At 39.4% G+C, this 17,854-nt stretch carries 11 protein-coding genes; 6 read left to right on the top strand and 5 right to left on the bottom strand.

Annotated features, from left to right (window positions below; translation table 11 throughout):
* Nucleotides 1-437: 437 nt before the first annotated feature.
* From NYG92_RS02135 to NYG92_RS02120, 4 genes are all read right to left on the bottom strand, one after another.
* Complete coding sequence (locus NYG92_RS02135) at nt 438-1,397, bottom strand: DUF1796 family putative cysteine peptidase (RefSeq protein WP_289233397.1); 960 nt, start codon at nt 1,395-1,397, stop codon at nt 438-440.
* A complete protein-coding gene (gene topA, locus NYG92_RS02130) occupies nt 1,397-3,484 on the bottom strand; it encodes a type I DNA topoisomerase (RefSeq protein ID WP_289233396.1) in 2,088 nt (695 codons plus the stop codon). The genes NYG92_RS02135 and topA overlap by 1 nt, the downstream gene beginning before the upstream one ends.
* Nucleotides 3,485-3,598: 114 nt before the next feature.
* The gene (locus NYG92_RS02125) at nt 3,599-5,614 is read right to left on the bottom strand and encodes a CocE/NonD family hydrolase (protein WP_289233395.1); all 2,016 of its coding nucleotides are present in this window, start codon (nt 5,612-5,614) and stop codon (nt 3,599-3,601) included.
* Nucleotides 5,611-6,861 (bottom strand): MFS transporter, encoded by a 1,251-nt coding sequence (locus NYG92_RS02120; RefSeq protein ID WP_289233394.1) that lies wholly within the window; start codon nt 6,859-6,861, stop codon nt 5,611-5,613. The genes NYG92_RS02125 and NYG92_RS02120 overlap by 4 nt, the downstream gene beginning before the upstream one ends.
* A gap of 225 nt (nt 6,862-7,086) precedes the next feature.
* Between NYG92_RS02120 and flgE the strand changes: the two genes are divergently transcribed.
* Together flgE and NYG92_RS02110 are read left to right on the top strand one after the other, a co-directional pair.
* Complete coding sequence (gene flgE / locus NYG92_RS02115; RefSeq protein ID WP_289233393.1) at nt 7,087-9,642, top strand: flagellar hook protein FlgE; 2,556 nt, start codon at nt 7,087-7,089, stop codon at nt 9,640-9,642.
* A gap of 193 nt (nt 9,643-9,835) precedes the next feature.
* Entirely contained in the window at nt 9,836-10,036 is a 201-nt protein-coding gene (locus NYG92_RS02110) for a GIY-YIG nuclease family protein (RefSeq protein WP_289233392.1), read from the top strand.
* A gap of 278 nt (nt 10,037-10,314) precedes the next feature.
* Here NYG92_RS02110 and NYG92_RS02105 read toward each other — a convergent pair whose 3' ends face one another.
* On the bottom strand, nt 10,315-12,288 hold the full coding sequence (locus NYG92_RS02105) for an OPT family oligopeptide transporter (RefSeq protein ID WP_289233391.1): 1,974 nt from the start codon (nt 12,286-12,288) through the stop codon (nt 10,315-10,317).
* A gap of 133 nt (nt 12,289-12,421) precedes the next feature.
* On the opposite strand from NYG92_RS02105, the gene NYG92_RS02100 reads away from it, so the two are divergent.
* From NYG92_RS02100 to infC, 4 genes are all read left to right on the top strand, one after another.
* The gene (locus NYG92_RS02100; protein WP_289233390.1) at nt 12,422-13,216 is read left to right on the top strand and encodes an undecaprenyl-diphosphate phosphatase; all 795 of its coding nucleotides are present in this window, start codon (nt 12,422-12,424) and stop codon (nt 13,214-13,216) included.
* Between the two features lie 74 nt (nt 13,217-13,290).
* Complete coding sequence (locus NYG92_RS02095; protein WP_289233389.1) at nt 13,291-15,471, top strand: flagellin N-terminal helical domain-containing protein; 2,181 nt, start codon at nt 13,291-13,293, stop codon at nt 15,469-15,471.
* 59 nt (nt 15,472-15,530) lie between these two features.
* Nucleotides 15,531-17,339 carry a threonine--tRNA ligase gene (gene thrS / locus NYG92_RS02090; protein WP_289233388.1) on the top strand — a complete coding sequence of 603 codons (1,809 nt, stop codon included), beginning with the start codon at nt 15,531-15,533 and terminating at the stop codon, nt 17,337-17,339.
* Nucleotides 17,336-17,854, top strand: a complete 519-nt coding sequence (gene infC, locus NYG92_RS02085; RefSeq protein WP_289233387.1) for a translation initiation factor IF-3 — start codon at nt 17,336-17,338, stop codon at nt 17,852-17,854. The genes thrS and infC overlap by 4 nt, the downstream gene beginning before the upstream one ends.

Below are 17,854 nucleotides of genomic sequence, written 5' to 3'. Positions count from 1 at the left end.
ACCTCTTTTCTCGTGCAAATTTTTTGCATATTTTCAGGCTTAAAGTCCCACTTATAGCCTATTTGTGTCGCATTTTTCTTGATGATTTCAATGCCTTCATTTGAAACTTACATATTGGAGATTTCAAGATTGATTTAACGCTTTTAATTTGTCACTATTTTTGCAGATAAGAGAAATGTTTCTTTGCAAAAATGTCTCAAATAAGCTCTTTTCAAAACAACCACTTCCTTTTCAAAAGCGTATTTATTTCTTAGTAAGAAATTGAGATCACACTGTAGGCACTTTTTAAGCTATTTTAGTGCCTATGTGAAATTTCAAATTTTGGTGATTTTTTTAGTTTCTTGATGACCAAAAACTTTAAACTCTCAGTTTAAATAAGATTTTTTTATTTTTTGTTTTATAATTTTCCGTATTCTTGCATAATGAGTTTGCGAATTTTAAATGGTAGTTTTACCCCCCCCCCACTTATTTTTATGAGCTTTAATAATTTCAAGTCCTATTTTGTAATAAAGTCCATTTTGTAATTTTAAAGCTTCTTCATAATATTCCTCACCTTCATCAAGCTTTAAAAATAAAAGTTTTTTCGATTTTAAAAAAATATGTCTTTTGTAGATACCATAAAGAATAAAGGGTAAAAATATCAAGCCAAAAAATGATCGATAATTTATCATAAGAGCTTCACCAAGTTTATAGGCTAGATGTTCTTTTACTTTTTCTAAGGCATTTGGTGGATTTTTGCGGACTAGCTTTATATTTTTCATTGCCTCATTCCATAGAAAAGAATTTCCTACCCAAATATCTTCATTAAGTATAGGGTAATCGTTTCCAAGGTAGTGAATAATTTTAATGTAAGAATTTAGTTCATATTGTGTGATTTTTAGCTCGTTAAATTCCTTGTTCTTATCATCATCGACATTGATAAAATAAATTATTTTTTCTTTTCCAAAATGAGAGGAAAATTTATTTAAAAAATGTTCAAAGCAATTTATATCAAAAGTTCCGCAGTAGATAAAAGCAATTCTTTTTACGGCAGCTATTTTTGTTTTGATTTTTTCCCATCTTTGAATGGATAAATTTCTATAATTTAGTATTTGAGTTTCTAAATCTCCGCCCGGCCAAAAATGATGAATAGATATCATTCCTGTTGCTTTATCTACTACTTGAAGTGCGCCACCTTCGTGTGTGCCTTGATTTTCGTATTCTACAAAAAATGTTTTAAAATCATTTATCATTAAATTGCAAGCATCATCAAGACTATAATGAATCATCCAATCAAGCGGAGAAGATTCTTGTCTTAAATTAGATTCTCTCATACGATGAGCTGTGCGACAGCCATAACCAACACTCAAAACCAAATCGACTTCAATATTATCCAAAGATTTTACAGTTTCAGTCATTATTCTACCTCCTTCTTAACCTTACATTTAGGGCATTCTAAAAAAGTGCCTTTTTTAAGCTCTTTAACGACCATCATTTCGCCACATTTCTCACATTTTTCCTTGCTTGGTTTGTAATTTGAGACAAAATCACATTTTGGGTAATGATTACACCCATAAAATTTCCCCCTCCTTGAAAAGCGTTCCACCACTTCGCCATTTTCACATTTAGGGCATTTGACCCCTATGCCATTTGCTTTTTTTGTTTCCTTTTTCTCTGCGTTATCTTCCTTTAAATTCCTTGAATAGCGACATTTTGGAAAGGCAAGACAAGCGATAAATTCCCCATATCTTCCCTTACGCACGGCTAATTCACTCCCACACTGCGGACATTTTTCCTCAAGTTTTGTGAAAGTTTTTTGACTTTTGATTGTGCTTTTACCCTCTTCGATTTTTCGCATAAAAGGATAGTAAAACTCCCGCAAAGTCTCTTGCCAGTCGGCTTTATTTTCTGCGATTTCATCAAGGGTATTTTCTAAATTTGAAGTAAAATGACTATCGACTATGTCGCTGAAATTTTTTTCTAAAAGCTCGGTAACGCTAAAGGCGATTTCATTTGGCACGAGCTGTTTTTTCTCTATGACTACATAATCCCTCGCACTTAAAATCGAAATAGTCGGCGCATAGGTTGATGGACGCCCTATGCCAAGGCTTTCTAGCTTTTTGACAAGCCCAGCCTCCGAGTATCTAGCAGGTGGCTCGGTAAAATGCGAATTTAGCTCTAAATTCTGCACCTTTAATTTCTCCCCCTTTTTGAATTCAGGCAAAATTTTATCCTTATCCATATCTCCATACACCTTATAAAAGCCCTCAAATAATACTCTCCTCCCACTGATTTTAAATAAAGCTCTCCCTCCCCTTACAAAAACGCCCTCACTTTGCGAAAGCGCAGGGTTCATTTGACAAGCTAAAAAGCGGTTGTAAATGAGAGTATAAAGCCTTAGCTCATCTTTTTCAAGGTATTTTGTAGCAAGTTTGGGCGTAAAGCTTAAATTTGTAGGACGGATAGCCTCGTGAGCTTCTTGCGCGCCCTTGCTTTTAGTCGTATAAATATTTTCTTTACTTGGTAAATACTCCTTACCAAAATGCTCTTTTATAAATTCCCTAGCACCCTTTACCGCCTCTTTAGCTAAATTTAGGCTATCCGTTCTCATATAAGTGATAACGCCCATTGTGCCTTGATGTGTTTTAACCCCCTCATAAAGCTTTTGCGCTATCATCATCGTTTTTTTAGGGGTAAAGCCAAGGCGATTACTCGCACTTTGTTGTAGTGTAGAGGTCATAAAGGGTGGCGGCGGGGCGATTTTACGCTCTTTACTTTCTATGTTTTCCACGCTAAATTCCGCTTTTTGACACTCTTCTAAGATGAGTTTGGCGCGGTCTTTGTTTGTAAGGCTTAGTTTTTCAAGCTTTTTTGCGTCAAACTCCACAAGTTCAGCTTCCAAATCTTTACTAAAAATCATATCGATACTAAAATACTCAAGCGGCACAAAGGCACGGATTTCTTTCTCTCTATCGACTATGATTTTAAGTGCGGCACTTTGCACCCTACCCGCACTTAGTCCTCTTTGAATTTTTTGTCCTAAAAGAGGACTTAATTTGTAGCCGACTATTCTATCAAGCAAACGCCTAGTTTGCTGGGCATTGACGGAATTTATATCGAGCTTTCTAGGGTTTTTTAGGGCGTGTTCTATGGCGCTTTTTGTGATTTCGTGAAAGACGATGCGAGGTAAGGAATTTTCATCTTTACCTATGGCTTTAGCGATGTGATAGGCTATCGCCTCGCCCTCTCTATCCTCATCGGTTGCTAGATAAACTTGCCCCGCCTTAGCCGCTTTTTCTTTTAACTCCTTAACTAAGGCACTATGATCTTTTGAAATTCTATACTCTGGCACGAAATGATCTTCTTCTATCTTTATCCCAAAGCTTGTCTTTGGCAAGTCTCTAATGTGTCCTTTTGACGCCATTACTTCGAATTTATCGCCTAAAAAATTGCTTATAGTCCTTGCCTTTGCGGGAGACTCGACTATGATTAAATCTTTTTTCATTTTATATACCTTCATAAATCAAAAGCCAAATTTAGCTAAAAATGTTTAAAAATTTACTTATAGTGAGCACTTGGGTGAGTTTAAAAGGCTAAATTTTGTAAATTTAGCCTTGATTTAGAGACTTTTTCTTGGAGTTTTGTGGTCGTAGTTTTTGTTAAAGACAAGCTTATCATTTTCTTTAACTTGCATTGCTCCTTTGATGTAAAAATACTCTTTATCGCTTGTTTGCGTTAAGATAATATCGGCATCCATCATACAATTTTCTCTACCGATTTTCATTTTTTGCGTAATGGTATATTTTGCACTGAGTGGGTCTTCGTTTTGGAGGGTTAATTCTCTTTTAAGGTTGTGTTCGACCAAAACATCAATTTCGTCAAAGCGATAAACCCCCTCGCCAAAGACTCCTCCAACTCCGTCTGTTATGTAGGTAAAAGTATCGCTTAAAATATCATAGCTTACACTCCTATCGACCTTGCCTTCTTTAAGGATAGTAAGGGAAGTTAAGGCGGCACTTTGTGCATCAAAATCGACCTTGTTGCTATCTTTTCCGCTAAAAATAGGAAGAGCAAATTCACACGCACTTAAATCCAAATTTAAGGTCGCATTTTCTGGCATAGGCCAAAACATAGGCCAAAAAGTCGTTGCTAGGGAGAGTCTTAATTTAGAGCCTTTAGTAAAGCGATGTCCACAGCAATCAAGCCTTAATTCCCTTTCCACAAATTCATTTTTTGTTAAAGGTTTGAATTCGCTTTTTTCCTGATTGAGAGCTAGATTTAGTACTCCATAACTCACCCTTTGCACGAAGCCGTCTTCTCTTACTTCACTAAGTTGGGCAAAAAGCATAGCTTTTTCTTTGTCGCTACTTAGTCTTATCTTTAATAAAGGATAGCCCAAAACATCGACATCATTTTCTAAGATTTCACTTTCAAAAATGACAGCTAACCCATCATCAAGCCTCTGATCTGCTGGACTTTCTCCTAGAACTCCAGCTCCCATCCATTCGCCTGCTAAAAGTCCGTGATTTTGTGGAGTGTTAATTTTGATAAATTCTTTACTTTTACTAGAGCTTAAGCGATAAGGATTTAAAAAATAATTTGTGTTATTAATATCCTTGCTTGGATAATTTTCAAGTCCCACAAAACGCCCTTTCACTTCGCTAACTTTTGCACTTGGTTTTAAGGATTTTTCAATATAAGCTTGAATCATAGGGCAGTCAAGAGTATCATTTTCTACATCTTTTAGCCATTTATCCCACCATTTTAAAGCCTCTCCTAAAAAATTTATCGCAGGATTTGGAAAGCCATCGTGCGGATACACATGCGCCCAAGGACCGATAATAGCCTTTCTTGGCACTTTTAAGCCTTGCATAAGTGTAAAAACAGGATTTGTGTAAGAGTCCGCCCAACCATCTAGTGCAAAAACTGGCACTTCTATCGCTGCATAGTCCTCACTGACAGAGCCGTGTTTCCAATAGTCGTCCTTTAAGGGATGTTCCATCCATAAAGTAGGCCATAAAGGCATATTTTCAAGTCTATTGAGCCATTTTTCTCTGCCATTTGGATCGATTTTTGGATCGACAAAGCGTGCTTGATAGGCTAACATAATGTTTCCCCACCAAAAATTATCATTAAGCAAACAACCGCCCTTATAATGAATATCTTCATTAAATCTATCATCAGTAAAGCCCACAACTATAATGGCTTTTAAATGTTTTGGTCTTCTAGCTGCGACTTGTAGGGAATTAAACCCTCCCCACGACTTACCCATCATACCGACCTTTCCATTACACCACTCTTGCTTCGCAATCCACTCTATAACTTCTAGTGCGTCATCTTGCTCTTGTTTTAAATATTCATCTTTTAAAAGTCCATCAGACTCCCCACTTCCTCTCATATCAACTCTTACAACAGCATAGCCATTTCCCGCAAAATAGCCGTGCATAGGTTCATCTCTCGTTCTTGTTCCGTCATTTTTTCTATAAGGGATATATTCTAAAATGGCTGGGAATTTCTCATCGCCTTGCGGAAGCCAAATGCGTGCTGAAAGCCTAATTCCATCGCTTAAGCTAATCCACTCATTTTCTATAGTTTTGACTTGAAATTTAAAGTCTTTTATAATTTTTTTCATCATTTCTCCTTTTTATTGAATTTCTTAATCCACATCGCACAAAAGATTACGCCTAAAATTGCCATCGCAATCATAATGCTAAAATAATAATGATAGCCCTTAACCCCTGGATATCGGTCGAGTAAATCTCCTGCTAAAAGTGGAGCAAACACTTCAGGCAAATATCCAAAAGTAGAAACGATACCTATGGCTATTCCCGTTAAGTGCATAGGAATTTTTCCTTCGCTAAGTAAAGAATAATAAATACCAAAATTTGAATACATTGCCACATAAACAACGACACAAGCACTTGTTAAAATCGCCATTTGTAAAAATCCACTTAAAGACGCACTTAGCATTAAAAATGCTACTCCTATGCCCATAGTGATGAAACCTATCATCATTACCTTAGCTTTTCCATAACCATCTGCTACAAAGCCTCCTACTATCGATGAAACTGGGCGGATATAGGAGGCTAAAACCGTTAAGATTGCCGCAAATACAGCAGAAGTGCCAATGATATTACTTGCAAAAGGTGTGAAATAATAAAAACTCATATTAAAAAAATAAGTACAAAAAGTGATACAAACGATGAGCCAAAGTGCGTGATTTTTCAATAAAGTCAACAAATCTTTCATTTTTAATTTTTCACTTTCTTCTTTAACCTCATTTTTTAATAAAAAAAATAATAAAATCGCACTGAAAATAGGTGCTAGAGAATAAAACACAATAACCATTTCTATGCCTTGAGCCGCCAAAGCTTTAGATTGAAAATAGCCAAATATGCTTGTCGCAATTGCTAGATGTATAGCACTCACAACGCCCCTTCCTCCCTCAAATATCCCATAAGCTCTAGCTTGCTCCTTAGAATTTGCTAGAGAGCGGACGATTTTGATTAAAGAGGGCCAAAAAGTCAGTAAGGAAGTAATCCCCCAAATTCCATAAATCACAAGCAAAGAATTTAAAGAAGTAAAATATAAATGAAGCAGTCCTCCACAGCCTGTGGCAATCAAGGAAAAAATTAATAATTTCTTAGCCGCAAAACGATCTGCTAAATATCCGCCTAAAGCATAAGAAAAAAGCCCTAGTAAACCATACGCACTTCCTAAAAGTCCCATTTCAAAGTTATTTAAGTGATAAAGCGTCATATAATCATCATAATAATATTTTCTAAAATAAGGCAAACCATAAATAATAGAACCGCAAAAAGAAAGTAAAGTTAAGGTAAAAAAATTCTTTTTTAAGGTATTTTCCTCGGCTTTTTTCATCATCGATCCTTTTTTAATTGGTGTATTTTACTCTTAATTTTTATATAATTTTTGAATTTTTTTAAGCTTTTTGAAAATCAAAGGAGATTAAATTAAAATTGTGTATCTTATTTACACATTTTAATAATGATTGTGTAAGCTTTCTCCATTTTCTATTAAACTTGGAACACTTCTTGCTTGATTAGCTTTAGCAATTTTGAAGCAAGATTTTATGAAAAAGGATTCACTATGATGCGTTCTCTTTGGTCGGGCGTGAGCGGTATGCAAGCGCACCAAATCGCAATGGATGTTGAAGGCAATAACATTTCCAATGTCAATACCACAGGTTTTAAATACTCAAGAGCCGATTTTGGCACGATGTTTTCTCAAACGGTAAAAATCGCCACCGTCCCCACAGACGGTCGCGGCGGACAAAATCCTCTCCAAGTAGGACTTGGCACGAGCATAAGCTCTACGACTAGAATTCACTCTCAAGGCTCCGTGCAAACAACAAATAAAAACACTGATGTCGCGATTAATGGAGACGGCTTTTTTATGCTGAGTGATGATGGGGGGCTTACGCGTTATCTTACAAGAGACGGGGATTTTAAGCTTGATGCGTATGGAAATTTTGTCAACAATACGGGATTTGTCGTGCAGGGCTGGAACATCAACTGGGATGATCAGAGCATCGACTCCTCTCGTTCTCCGCAAAATATCTTTGTCGATCCGGGTATGCACATCCCAGCGCAAAAGAGCACCGAAGTAGCGATAAAAGCAAATCTTAATAGTGGGCTTAATGTAGGTCAGGCTTCGCGTCCTATCTATGGGCTTGACTCCATCCACGGCTGGAACAAAAAGCTAGGCACACCCAAGGACGAAAACGACACAGGCACGACTCAATTTTACACCACTTCTAAAAATTCTATGGAAGTAACTGAAAAGGGCGTGGATGCGGGCTCGCTTTTTGACGGGAACGGCAAGGGGCTAAATTTAAGAAACGGTCAAGGTATGTGGGTGAGCTTTGCGGATGCGAAGTTTAAAACACACAAGCTACAAGGACTTAATGCCTTTAACCCGAACAATAAAGCCACACAAAACAATGTCGTCTTCTGGGGAAGCGAGCAGCAAGTCGTGCGCCTTGACATAGAAATTAACGGCGTAGCCATACAAAATGCAAACATAAGAAGCCTAGATGAAGCCGTAAATTACATCAACACCTTCACATCTCCTACCGATACGCGTCAAGGCACAGGGGTAAAAGCGGTAAAAACTGCCGACGGTAAGGGCATAGACTTCATCAACACAAACAGCGAGGGCACCACGGATAATATGAAAAACATCAATTTAGTGGTAAATCTAGCCAACCAAGCCGGTGAAATTTACAACGCAACTTGGAATAATAATAATACCTTCACCTTCGCTGAGCAAAATGCGGGGGGAAATGTGAGCAGCTGGACAGCAACGGGGGGAAATGTGCAAGGGGGTCAAGTCACAGGTCCTATAAATGCTACCGTCATCACAGCACACAAGTATGTCTATAGCTCAAGCCCTGTGCAAATCCCACCTATGCACAATCCTGACGGAGGACCAGCTTTTCAACCTGGGCAGAACGGTATACAACCTCCAACAGACCCAGCCTCACGCGAATACTGGGATACCATAGGGGGTAAGAGATATAATGATGATGTAAGAACCTTCCGCACGACTGAGGACTTGAGAGAGCTTTTACAGCGTGATGTGAGGTATGGGGTGGATTATAACGGGGATGCTGGCTTTGGTTTGCAAGATGTGAATCAAAAAGTCCAAGTAGTCATCACAGAAGATGGACGCTTTAGCATCTCTAACGCTAAAGAAGAAAGCACCATCCCACAAGGCTCTATCCCAGGCGGTAATAACCAAGTCGAAACGGGTAATCCTAAGGACTTAAATTTCAACATCACAGCCTACACGGACGCGCAAGGAAAGGTAAGCACAAATGATGCCTTTACAAGAATCTTTAAGGGCTTTGATGGGGTTCAAACGACTGGAAGCCAGAAGAAAGAAAGTGAGCAGCTAAAGCTTTCAGCCTTTTCTGCGGGGCTTGAAATCTTTGACTCTCTTGGAAGTAAGCATACTTTAGAGGTGGAATTTGTCAAGCAAACCACCACTCAAGACGGCGGAAACGAATGGCAAATGATAATCCGCGTGCCTGAACCTGCTGAAATCAACACAACAGGCGATGGCGGACCTGAAAATATCCTTGTAGGCACAGCACGCTTTAACAATGACGGAAGCCTCTCAAGCTATAGTCCAAGGACTATAAATTTCAGCCCAAACAACGGCGCGAAGCCAAACCAGCAAATCAAGCTCTCCTTTGGGACAAGCGGCGGAAACGATGGGCTAGTAAGCTCAAGCTCGCCCTCAACACTTACGAATCAAGCAACCGATGGCTACACTTCGGGGAATTTAAAGCCTGATGCTATCCGCGTGGATGAGAAGGGCAACTTGCTAGGCGAATTTACCAACGGAAAAGTTTTTGCCGTGGCAAAAATCGCTATGGCTAGCGTGGCGAATAATATGGGGCTTGAAGAAATCGGCGGGAATCTTTTCAAAGTAACGGGAAATAGCGGGGACATCGTAGTCGGTGAAGCAGGAACAGGCGGAAGAGGCGAGATGAAAACCTCAGCGCTTGAAATGAGTAATGTGGATTTAAGCCGCTCTCTTACCCAGCTCATCGTGGTGCAAAGGGGCTACCAAGCCAACTCTAAGACCATAAGCACAAGCGATCAGATGCTTAACACGCTTTTACAGCTTAAGCAGTAGGGGGTTTTAGGGTGGATTACCACACGCCACTTTTAGCGGCTCGTAATGACGACTTAATCAAGAGCGGCGGAGTATAACCGCCCAGCCGAGTCGTGTGAGGGTCCCACCGCGTCATTGCGAGGAAGCCGTAGGCTGACGAAGCAATCTAAACCTTGAATTTAAGGGGATTGCTTCAAGGCTCACGCCTTTCGCAATGACGAGAAACAAAAAAAAGGAAAGCAAAGTGAAGCAAAAACGCCCTTGCGTTTATATCTTGTGTAACAAAGCAAACAGGACGCTTTATGTGGGCGTAACGAGTGATTTGCAAGGTAGAATTTACCAGCACAAAAATAAAAGCTTTGGCGGTTTCACGGCTAAATACAATGTGAGCCATCTGGCTTATTTTGAATTTTGAAAGTATGGAAGAAGCCATTTTGCGAGAAAAACAGCTCAAAGGTGGCAGCCGTGCTAAGAAAATCGCTTTAATCTTAAGCGTCTTGGCGTGATTTAAGTGAAGATTTTGTTTAGCCTCCGTCATTGCGAAAATAAGGGAATTACCACGCTGCTTTTAGCGGCTCGTAATGACGAGGATTTAAAGCCCAGCTTTACAAGCCTAGTTTCGCTAGTCTTGTAATACTAGGCTTGACTGCCTTCAATTTATTGCTAACCCGCTCTTTGGGGCGGGTTGCAATATTAATCTTTTCTTAAAATTCTTTTGATGAAAAATAATACCGCTCCTATGAAGAAGATAAGGGCTAAAAGCTCATTATTATGCACGCTAAGTCCAAGTTCAAGCGGACTTTCACTTCCGCCACGACTTAAAGAAAAAGCGGTAATCCCAGCGATGATAACCCCACAAAGACTTTCCCCAACGATAAGCCCAGAGGCAAAAAGTGTGCCTCTTTGCTCACTTTTGGCAAGTTTTTCATCTTTGTGTGAATTTTTAGCGTATTTTTTGGCAAGTTTTTTCATAATGAGATATTTTAAAACCCCTCCTATAACTAAAGGGATATTTACAGAAGGTGGGAGGTAAATGCCTATACCTACGGCTAAAGGCGGGAGCATTTTATCACTTTTTCTTAAAAATTTATCGATGATGATGACTAAAATACCTACGCAAATTCCAAAGGCGATGTATTTCCACTCTATATTTTGATGAAAAATACCTTGTGCTATGGTACTCATAAGATTAGCTTGAGGGGCGGCTAGGGCGGTGCTTGTATCCATACCCTCTCTAGGCATAGCTCCTACAAAACCATAAGCTTGATAAAGTAAATTTAAAACAGGCGTGATAGCTAAACTCCCAAAAATACAACCTATAAGCAAAGAAACTTGCTGTTTCCAAGGAGTCGCACCGACTAAGTGTCCTGTTTTTAAATCTTGTAAATTATCATTTGAAATCGCTGCTGTGGCTAAAATCACACTTGTGATAAAAATGGCTAAAGCGATAGCAAATTTAGAAAGTGCCTCGCCCTTAAAAATATCTGCTCCTACAAGCAAAATCATCAAAGAAGAGATGATAATGGCTATCAAACCTATGCCAGAAATAGGGCTTGAAGATGAGCCAACAAGTCCTGCCATATAGCCACAAGCTGCCGCTACAAAAAAGCCGATTAAAACCGCTAAAATCGTCCCACCTACGCTAAAAAGCAAGGTATAAAAAGAGCTTAAATTCGCCTCACTCACAAAGCTATAAAAGGTCGCAAAAAGCCCTAAAAGCGTGATGAAAAATAACACCGCAATGCTTTTAAATGAAAGGTCTTGTTTGCTTAGTTCCGGGCTAAGTTTAGCGTGTTTAAGTAGCTCTTTCATACCCTCAAACACGGGCTTTAAAAGCTCAAAAAGAGTCCAAAGTGCTGCTATGGCTATGGCACCTGTGCCAATAAGCCTTACCTTATCTTTCCATACACTCCCTGCTAAACTTACCGCCTCGCTTGTATTGCTAAATTCAAAGCTTGAAAGATAAGGCGTAAAAACGCCCCACGCTAAAAACATTCCTACAAAAAGCGCAACCGCCCCTGTAAGTCCTACGAGATACCCAGCACCTAAAAGTGCTAGAGAATAGCCCATAGAAAAGCCAAAAGCCATTTTATTCCAAATAAAGGCTAGAGAGCTTTCACTCGCTATGATTTTAAAGCCACTGCTAAAAAGACTCATTATAGCAGCGATGAAAGAGCCAAGTGCGATTTCTTTCACGCCCTCTTTGCCCTTTTTATCGCTTTGAGCTTTATTTGCTACCTTTAAAATTTCAGCTGCCGCCCTGCCCTCTGGGTAGGCTAATTTACTCTCCACTACCATAACACGCCTTAAAGGTATGGTAAAAAGCACTCCAAGCACCCCACCACAAAGGCAAATCATAAAGGTTTGCCATAGGGGAAATTCACTCCAATACCCACACATAAAAAGCCCCGGTATGACAAAAATGACCGCCGAAAGCGTTCCAGCGGCGGAAGCTTCTGTTTGCACCATATTATTTTCTAAAATGCTTGAATTTTTAAATAAACTTAAAACCGCCATAGAAATGACAACAGCAGGGATAGAGGAGGAAAAAGTAAGCCCCACTTTAAGCCCCAAATAAACATTAGAAGCGGTAAAGATGAGAGTTAAAATACTCCCTAAAATCAAGCCTCTAAGGGTCAGTTCGCGTAAATTTTTTGAAGTGTGCATAGTAAATCCTTGTATTTTGATAAAGGCAAAAAGATATATAAAAAGTTCTTAAAATTTAATGAAATTAAGTTAATTTTAAATTTCGTTTGTAAATTTAAAGTAAGATTTGACGAAATCATTTTAAGGGTAAGCTTTGGAAAATTTATATGCTTTGATACTTGGCATTATCGAGGGTTTGACGGAATTTTTGCCTATTTCTAGCACGGGACATATGATTTTAGGGACGACTATTTTAGGGATTAAAATGGACGATTTTTGGCGGTCTTTTTTGATTATTATCCAGCTTGGTTCGATTTTGGCGGTGCTTTTTGTTTTTTGGCGTAAGCTTTTGCAAAGCTTTGTTTTGTGGCTTAAATTAGCCTTTGCCTTTTTACCTACGGGGCTTATAGGGCTTTTTGTGGCGAAGCATTTGGAGCTTTTGTTTAATGGCTATGTTGTCGTCTTCATGCTGGTGCTGGGGGGGGTGGTTTTTATAGCGATTGAGCTTTTGCACAAAGGGAAGAGTTATGCGGTGAATTCCTTAGATGAAGTGAGCTTTAAACAAGCTTTTTGCATAGGGCTAATCCAGTCTTTAGCGATGATTCCGGGCACTTCAAGGAGCGGAGCTAGCATTATAGGCGGACTTTTGCTAGGGCTTAACCGCAAGGTTGCGGCGGAATTTAGCTTTTTACTTGCTGTGCCGACTATGATGATAGCAACTTGTTATAGCATTTACAAAGAGCCAAGCATTTTAAGCAGTGCCTCTTCTTTTACGCCTCTTTTTATAGGCTTTGTGGTGGCTTTTGTGGTGGCGGTTTTGGTGATTAAATTTTTCTTAAAATTCATCGCTAAATTTGACTTTATTCCTTTTGGGATTTATCGTATTATTTTAGGGCTTGTTTTCTTTTATCTTTATAGCACGGCTTTACTTTCACCTCAAAACTTTTAATTCAATTCTCAAGTTTTTTTAAAAAATAACGATATAGATTTTACAGAAATTTCTAATTGGGACACAAATATAGTATGAGGATTACTAACATTGCAGCACTTAGTGCTTATACCAGTGTTAAATCAAATTCCAGCGCTCTCTCAGCGTCTTTGCAACGCCTATCTTCAGGCTTACGCATTAATTCTGCCAAAGACGATGCCTCCTCAAGTGCTATTAGTTCCCAGCTTCTTAGCTCTTCTCACACTCTCAATCAGGCTAATAACAACGCCAATGATGCAAAAGCAATGTTCCAAATAGCCGACAAAGCTATGGACGAGCAAATTAAAATCGTGGAAATGATTAAGGTTAAAGCAACTCAAGCCGCACAAGATGGACAAAGTGCTAAAACAAGGAGAATGATACAAGCGGACATTAATCGACTTTTGGAAGCTTATGATAATATCGCCAATACGACCTCCTACAACGGCATACAGCTTTTAAGCGGGGGCTTTGTGAATAAAAAATTCCAAATCGGCTCCCAATCCAACCAAGTCGTCCAAGCCTCCATCGGCTCAACCCTTTCTTCTAAAGTCGGCAATACGCGTTTTGAAACAGGTGCTAATATCGTCGCAGGTAATTATGGTAGCATTGATGTGAAAATCAATTCTACTATTAATAATAAAACTTTCACTTTTTCAGGCGTGGAAATCGGCACCAAGCTCAATTATGGCTTGGGTGATTTAGTGGAAAGAATAAATAATGTTAGCACTCAAACAGGCATTAAAGCAAGTTATGATGTCCGCACCGTAGGAACAGACAATATCACAGCAGGTAAAACCGGGGCGGATTTTAGTATCAATGGCACTTTAATCGGCTCTATCTCCGTGCAGGATAATGATAAAAACGGCGCTCTCGTGCAAGCTATTAATGCTGTTAAAACTACCACAGGTGTGGAGGCGGCTATCAATGCTTTTGGGAATTTAGAACTGCGTTCAACGGATGGCAGGGGGATAGTCCTAAAGGATAGCAGCAATGGTTTTTTTGGTTTAGCACATCTTAGAAATGGACAAAGCGTTCAAGCAAAGTTGGAAGATTTTAAGCCTATTACCGCAGCAGACGGCGTTAAGATTAATGATATTAATGTAGGTCCAGCAGCCACCCCAGAAGCTTTAGTTTCTAATGTCAATGCCCTTACCCCACAAACAGGAGTTTCCGCGAAAATCCAAGATGGAGTTATACTCTTTATGGCTTTAGACCCTACGAAGCGACTCAATATGAGCGGGAATCAAGTTACACCTAATTTAGGCGTGCCACTTACCACTGTGCGTGGGGATTGGGTAACAAAAGATAAATTTATCACGCGTATGCCAAATGCTGCACACCCAGAATACAACGGCATAGCCATACAGGTAATTAAGAGAGGACAACCGGGCGTTAAGGTTTATACGGAAAGGACGATTTTAGAGGGTAAGGCGGATGGGAAGTATTATCTACAAGATCTTGTAGATTGTTTTAATAAAGATAGTCATAAAACAGGCATCACAGCCTTTATAGAAGAAAACCCCAATGACCCTAATCAACAACGCATTTGTTTCACTATGCCTGATGATGTGGTGGCTATTACCGGTATGAGTACGCATAATTATCCTCAAAATCCTCCACCGCAAAATACTGGAGGAGCTGGAAACTTTGGTTTTGGCGGTAGCAAGGCGAGAAATGCAGATGGCGCTAAACTTACTTCTTTTAATGAGAATTTCGGTAGACTTAAGCTTGTAAGCTCAGGACCTAAAGATATACAAATGCAAGTTAAACTTAATAATGTGGAGATTAATTCTCTCTTAGGTTTTGATGCCTCAATGACAGGCTTTGCGGAAGAAAATGTATCTTTAAGGGATATGAAAGGCTTGATGAGTTCGGCACAAGAAAATGCTTTGGGCTTTTTCCATTCTATTTTTGATACTTATATTGATGGTAGAGAGGGCTTACATCTTAAAAAAGCGATGGCTTTAATGGATGTAGCAGACACTGCTTTGGAAAATTTAGATTCTATTCGCTCGGATTTAGGCAGTGTGCAACAACAACTTGATGCGACCATTAATAATATTAGCATCACAGAAATTTCACTTTCCGCAGCGGCTTCTCAACTTAAAGATGTGGATTTTGCCGCAGAGAATGCGAATTTTTCTAAATCACAACTTCTTACAGAATTTAGTTCCGCTATGCTTTATAATGCGATGAAAGTTAGGGAAGAAAATATCTTATCGCTATTGGTATAAATTTAAAAAGAGCTTAAGTTGAAAGAGTATAGAATTACGCTATTTTTATAAGGAGTCAAATGGATAAAATTTGTATAGCTTACAAAGATAAAGACACTCTCATAGATACTCAAAGCGTGAAAAATTTGGATTTTGAAAAGGTTTATTTTGACAATTCTAAGGAGGCTTTAGAAGTCATTCGGCATTCTTGTGCGCATTTAATGGCGCAGGCGATTAAAGCACTTTACCCTGAGGCGAAATTTTTTGTGGGACCCGTGATAGAAGATGGCTTTTATTATGATTTTCGTGTGAGTTTTAAGCTAGGCGAGGAAGACTTAGTAAGAATAGAAAAAAAGATGAAAGAGTTCGCCGAAGCTAAGCTTGAAATTCAAAAATACACCCTAAGCAAACAAGAAGCCTTAGAAAAATTTAAAGATGATGACTTGAAACAAGAGGTTTTAGCAAAAATCCCAAGCGATGAGGTCAGCATTTATAAGCAGGGGGAATTTGAGGACCTGTGTCGTGGTCCGCACGCTCCCAATACGAAATTTTTGCGTTTTTTTAAACTCACGCGCGTGGCGGGGGCTTACCTTGGAGGCGATGAAAAGCGAGAAATGCTCACCAGAATTTACGGCACAGCTTTTGCGGATAAAGAGAGCTTGAAAGAGCATTTGCACATCATCGAAGAGGCCAAAAAAAGAGACCATAGAAAGCTTGGAAATGAGCTTAAGCTTTTTAGCTTTGATGAGCAAATTGGAGGCGGCTTACCGATATGGCTGAGTAATGGAGCAAGGCTTCGCTCAAAACTGGAGCATTTGCTTTATAAAATTCATCGTTTGCGTGGCTATGAGCCTGTGAGGGGGCCTGAGCTTTTGAAAGCTGAGGCGTGGAAGATTAGCGGGCATTATGCAAACTATAAAGAAAATATGTATTTTACGCACATTGACGAGCAAGAATACGGCATCAAGCCGATGAACTGCGTGGGGCATATTAAAATTTATCAAAGCGAGGTGAGGAGCTACCGCGATTTGCCTTTGAAATTTTTCGAGTATGGGGTAGTGCATAGGCACGAAAAAAGCGGGGTTTTGCACGGGCTTTTTAGGGTGAGGGAATTTACCCAAGATGATGCGCATATTTTTTGTATGCCAAGCCAGATTAAAGAGCAGGTGCTTGAAATTCTAGCCTTTGTGGATAATTTGATGAAGCTTTTTGACTTTAGTTATGAAATGGAAATTTCAACTAAGCCTGAAAAAGCTATAGGCGATGATGCGATTTGGGAGGTGGCAACAAGGGCTTTAAAAGAAGCTTTAGACGAGCAGGGCTTAAAATACGGCATTGATGAGGGGGGTGGGGCTTTTTATGGTCCTAAGATTGACATTAAAATTACAGACGCGCTAAAACGCAAATGGCAGTGTGGGACCATACAGGTAGATTTTAATTTACCTGAGCGTTTTGCGCTAGAATACACCACAAGCGAGAATGCTAAAGAGCGCCCTGTGATGCTTCACCGTGCAATTTTAGGCTCTTTTGAGAGATTTATAGGGATTTTAACTGAGCATTGTGCGGGAGAATTTCCTTTTTTCATCGCGCCTGTGCAAGTGGGCTTAGTGCCTATAAACGAAACGCATTTAGCCTATGCAAAGGGTATAGAAAAAATGCTTTTAGAACTTGGCGTGGATAGTGAAATTTACGATAAAAACGAAAGCCTAAGCAAGAAAATCCGCAACGCTGAAAAGCAAAAATTACCGATGATTTTAGTTTTGGGCGATGAGGAGCTGTCAAATAGGGCTGTGGCTTTAAGAGATAGGAGGGCTAAGGAGCAAAAAAGCCTTAGCTTAGATGAATTTATCAATTTAGTGAAGGAGAAAATGAATGAGGTTGCGTTTTGAGTAGGGAAAAAGATGTTTTACTCAATGATGAGATAAGGGCTAACGAGCTTCGTTGCGTGGGTGATGATGGTAAGGCTTATGGGATTATTAGTAGCGATGAGGCTTTAGAAATAGCGAATCGTTTGGGGCTTGACTTGGTTTTGATCGCTCCTGATGCCAAGCCGCCTGTGGCAAAAATTATGGACTATGGGAAATTCCGCTACCAGCAAGAAAAAAAGCAAAAAGAGGCGAAAAAAAAGCAAAAAGTCATCGATGTGAAAGAAATCAAGCTTTCTGTGAAAATCGCGCAAAATGATATTAATTACAAGGTCAAGCACGCTTTGGAATTTTTAGAGCAGGGCAAACATGTGAAATTTCGCGTTTTTTTAAAAGGGCGTGAGATGTCAAATCCTGAAGCGGGTGTGGCTTTACTTGAAAAAATTTGGCAAAGCATAGAGGATAAGGCAAACCGCGATAAAGAGCCAAATTTTGAGGGGCGTTATGTCAATATGCTTGTAACGCCGAAAAAGGCTTAG

The organism is Campylobacter felis, from assembly GCF_030250085.1.
GTDB classification, from domain to species: Bacteria; Campylobacterota; Campylobacteria; order Campylobacterales; family Campylobacteraceae; genus Campylobacter_D; species Campylobacter_D upsaliensis.
This window is presented reverse-complemented; position numbering and strand designations above follow the sequence as displayed.

What these genes read in the sequence shown, in the direction of transcription:
- NYG92_RS02135 (WP_289233397.1), bottom strand. Translation starts at nt 1,397, where the DNA reads ATGACTGAAACTGTAAAATCTTTGGATAATATTGAAGTCGATTTGGTT.
- topA (WP_289233396.1), bottom strand. Translation starts at nt 3,484, where the DNA reads ATGAAAAAAGATTTAATCATAGTCGAGTCTCCCGCAAAGGCAAGGACT.
- NYG92_RS02125 (WP_289233395.1), bottom strand. Translation starts at nt 5,614, where the DNA reads ATGATGAAAAAAATTATAAAAGACTTTAAATTTCAAGTCAAAACTATA.
- NYG92_RS02120 (WP_289233394.1), bottom strand. Translation starts at nt 6,861, where the DNA reads ATGATGAAAAAAGCCGAGGAAAATACCTTAAAAAAGAATTTTTTTACC.
- flgE (WP_289233393.1), top strand. Translation starts at nt 7,087, where the DNA reads ATGATGCGTTCTCTTTGGTCGGGCGTGAGCGGTATGCAAGCGCACCAA.
- NYG92_RS02110 (WP_289233392.1), top strand. Translation starts at nt 9,836, where the DNA reads ATGACGAGAAACAAAAAAAAGGAAAGCAAAGTGAAGCAAAAACGCCCT.
- NYG92_RS02105 (WP_289233391.1), bottom strand. Translation starts at nt 12,288, where the DNA reads ATGCACACTTCAAAAAATTTACGCGAACTGACCCTTAGAGGCTTGATT.
- NYG92_RS02095 (WP_289233389.1), top strand. Translation starts at nt 13,291, where the DNA reads ATGAGGATTACTAACATTGCAGCACTTAGTGCTTATACCAGTGTTAAA.
- thrS (WP_289233388.1), top strand. Translation starts at nt 15,531, where the DNA reads ATGGATAAAATTTGTATAGCTTACAAAGATAAAGACACTCTCATAGAT.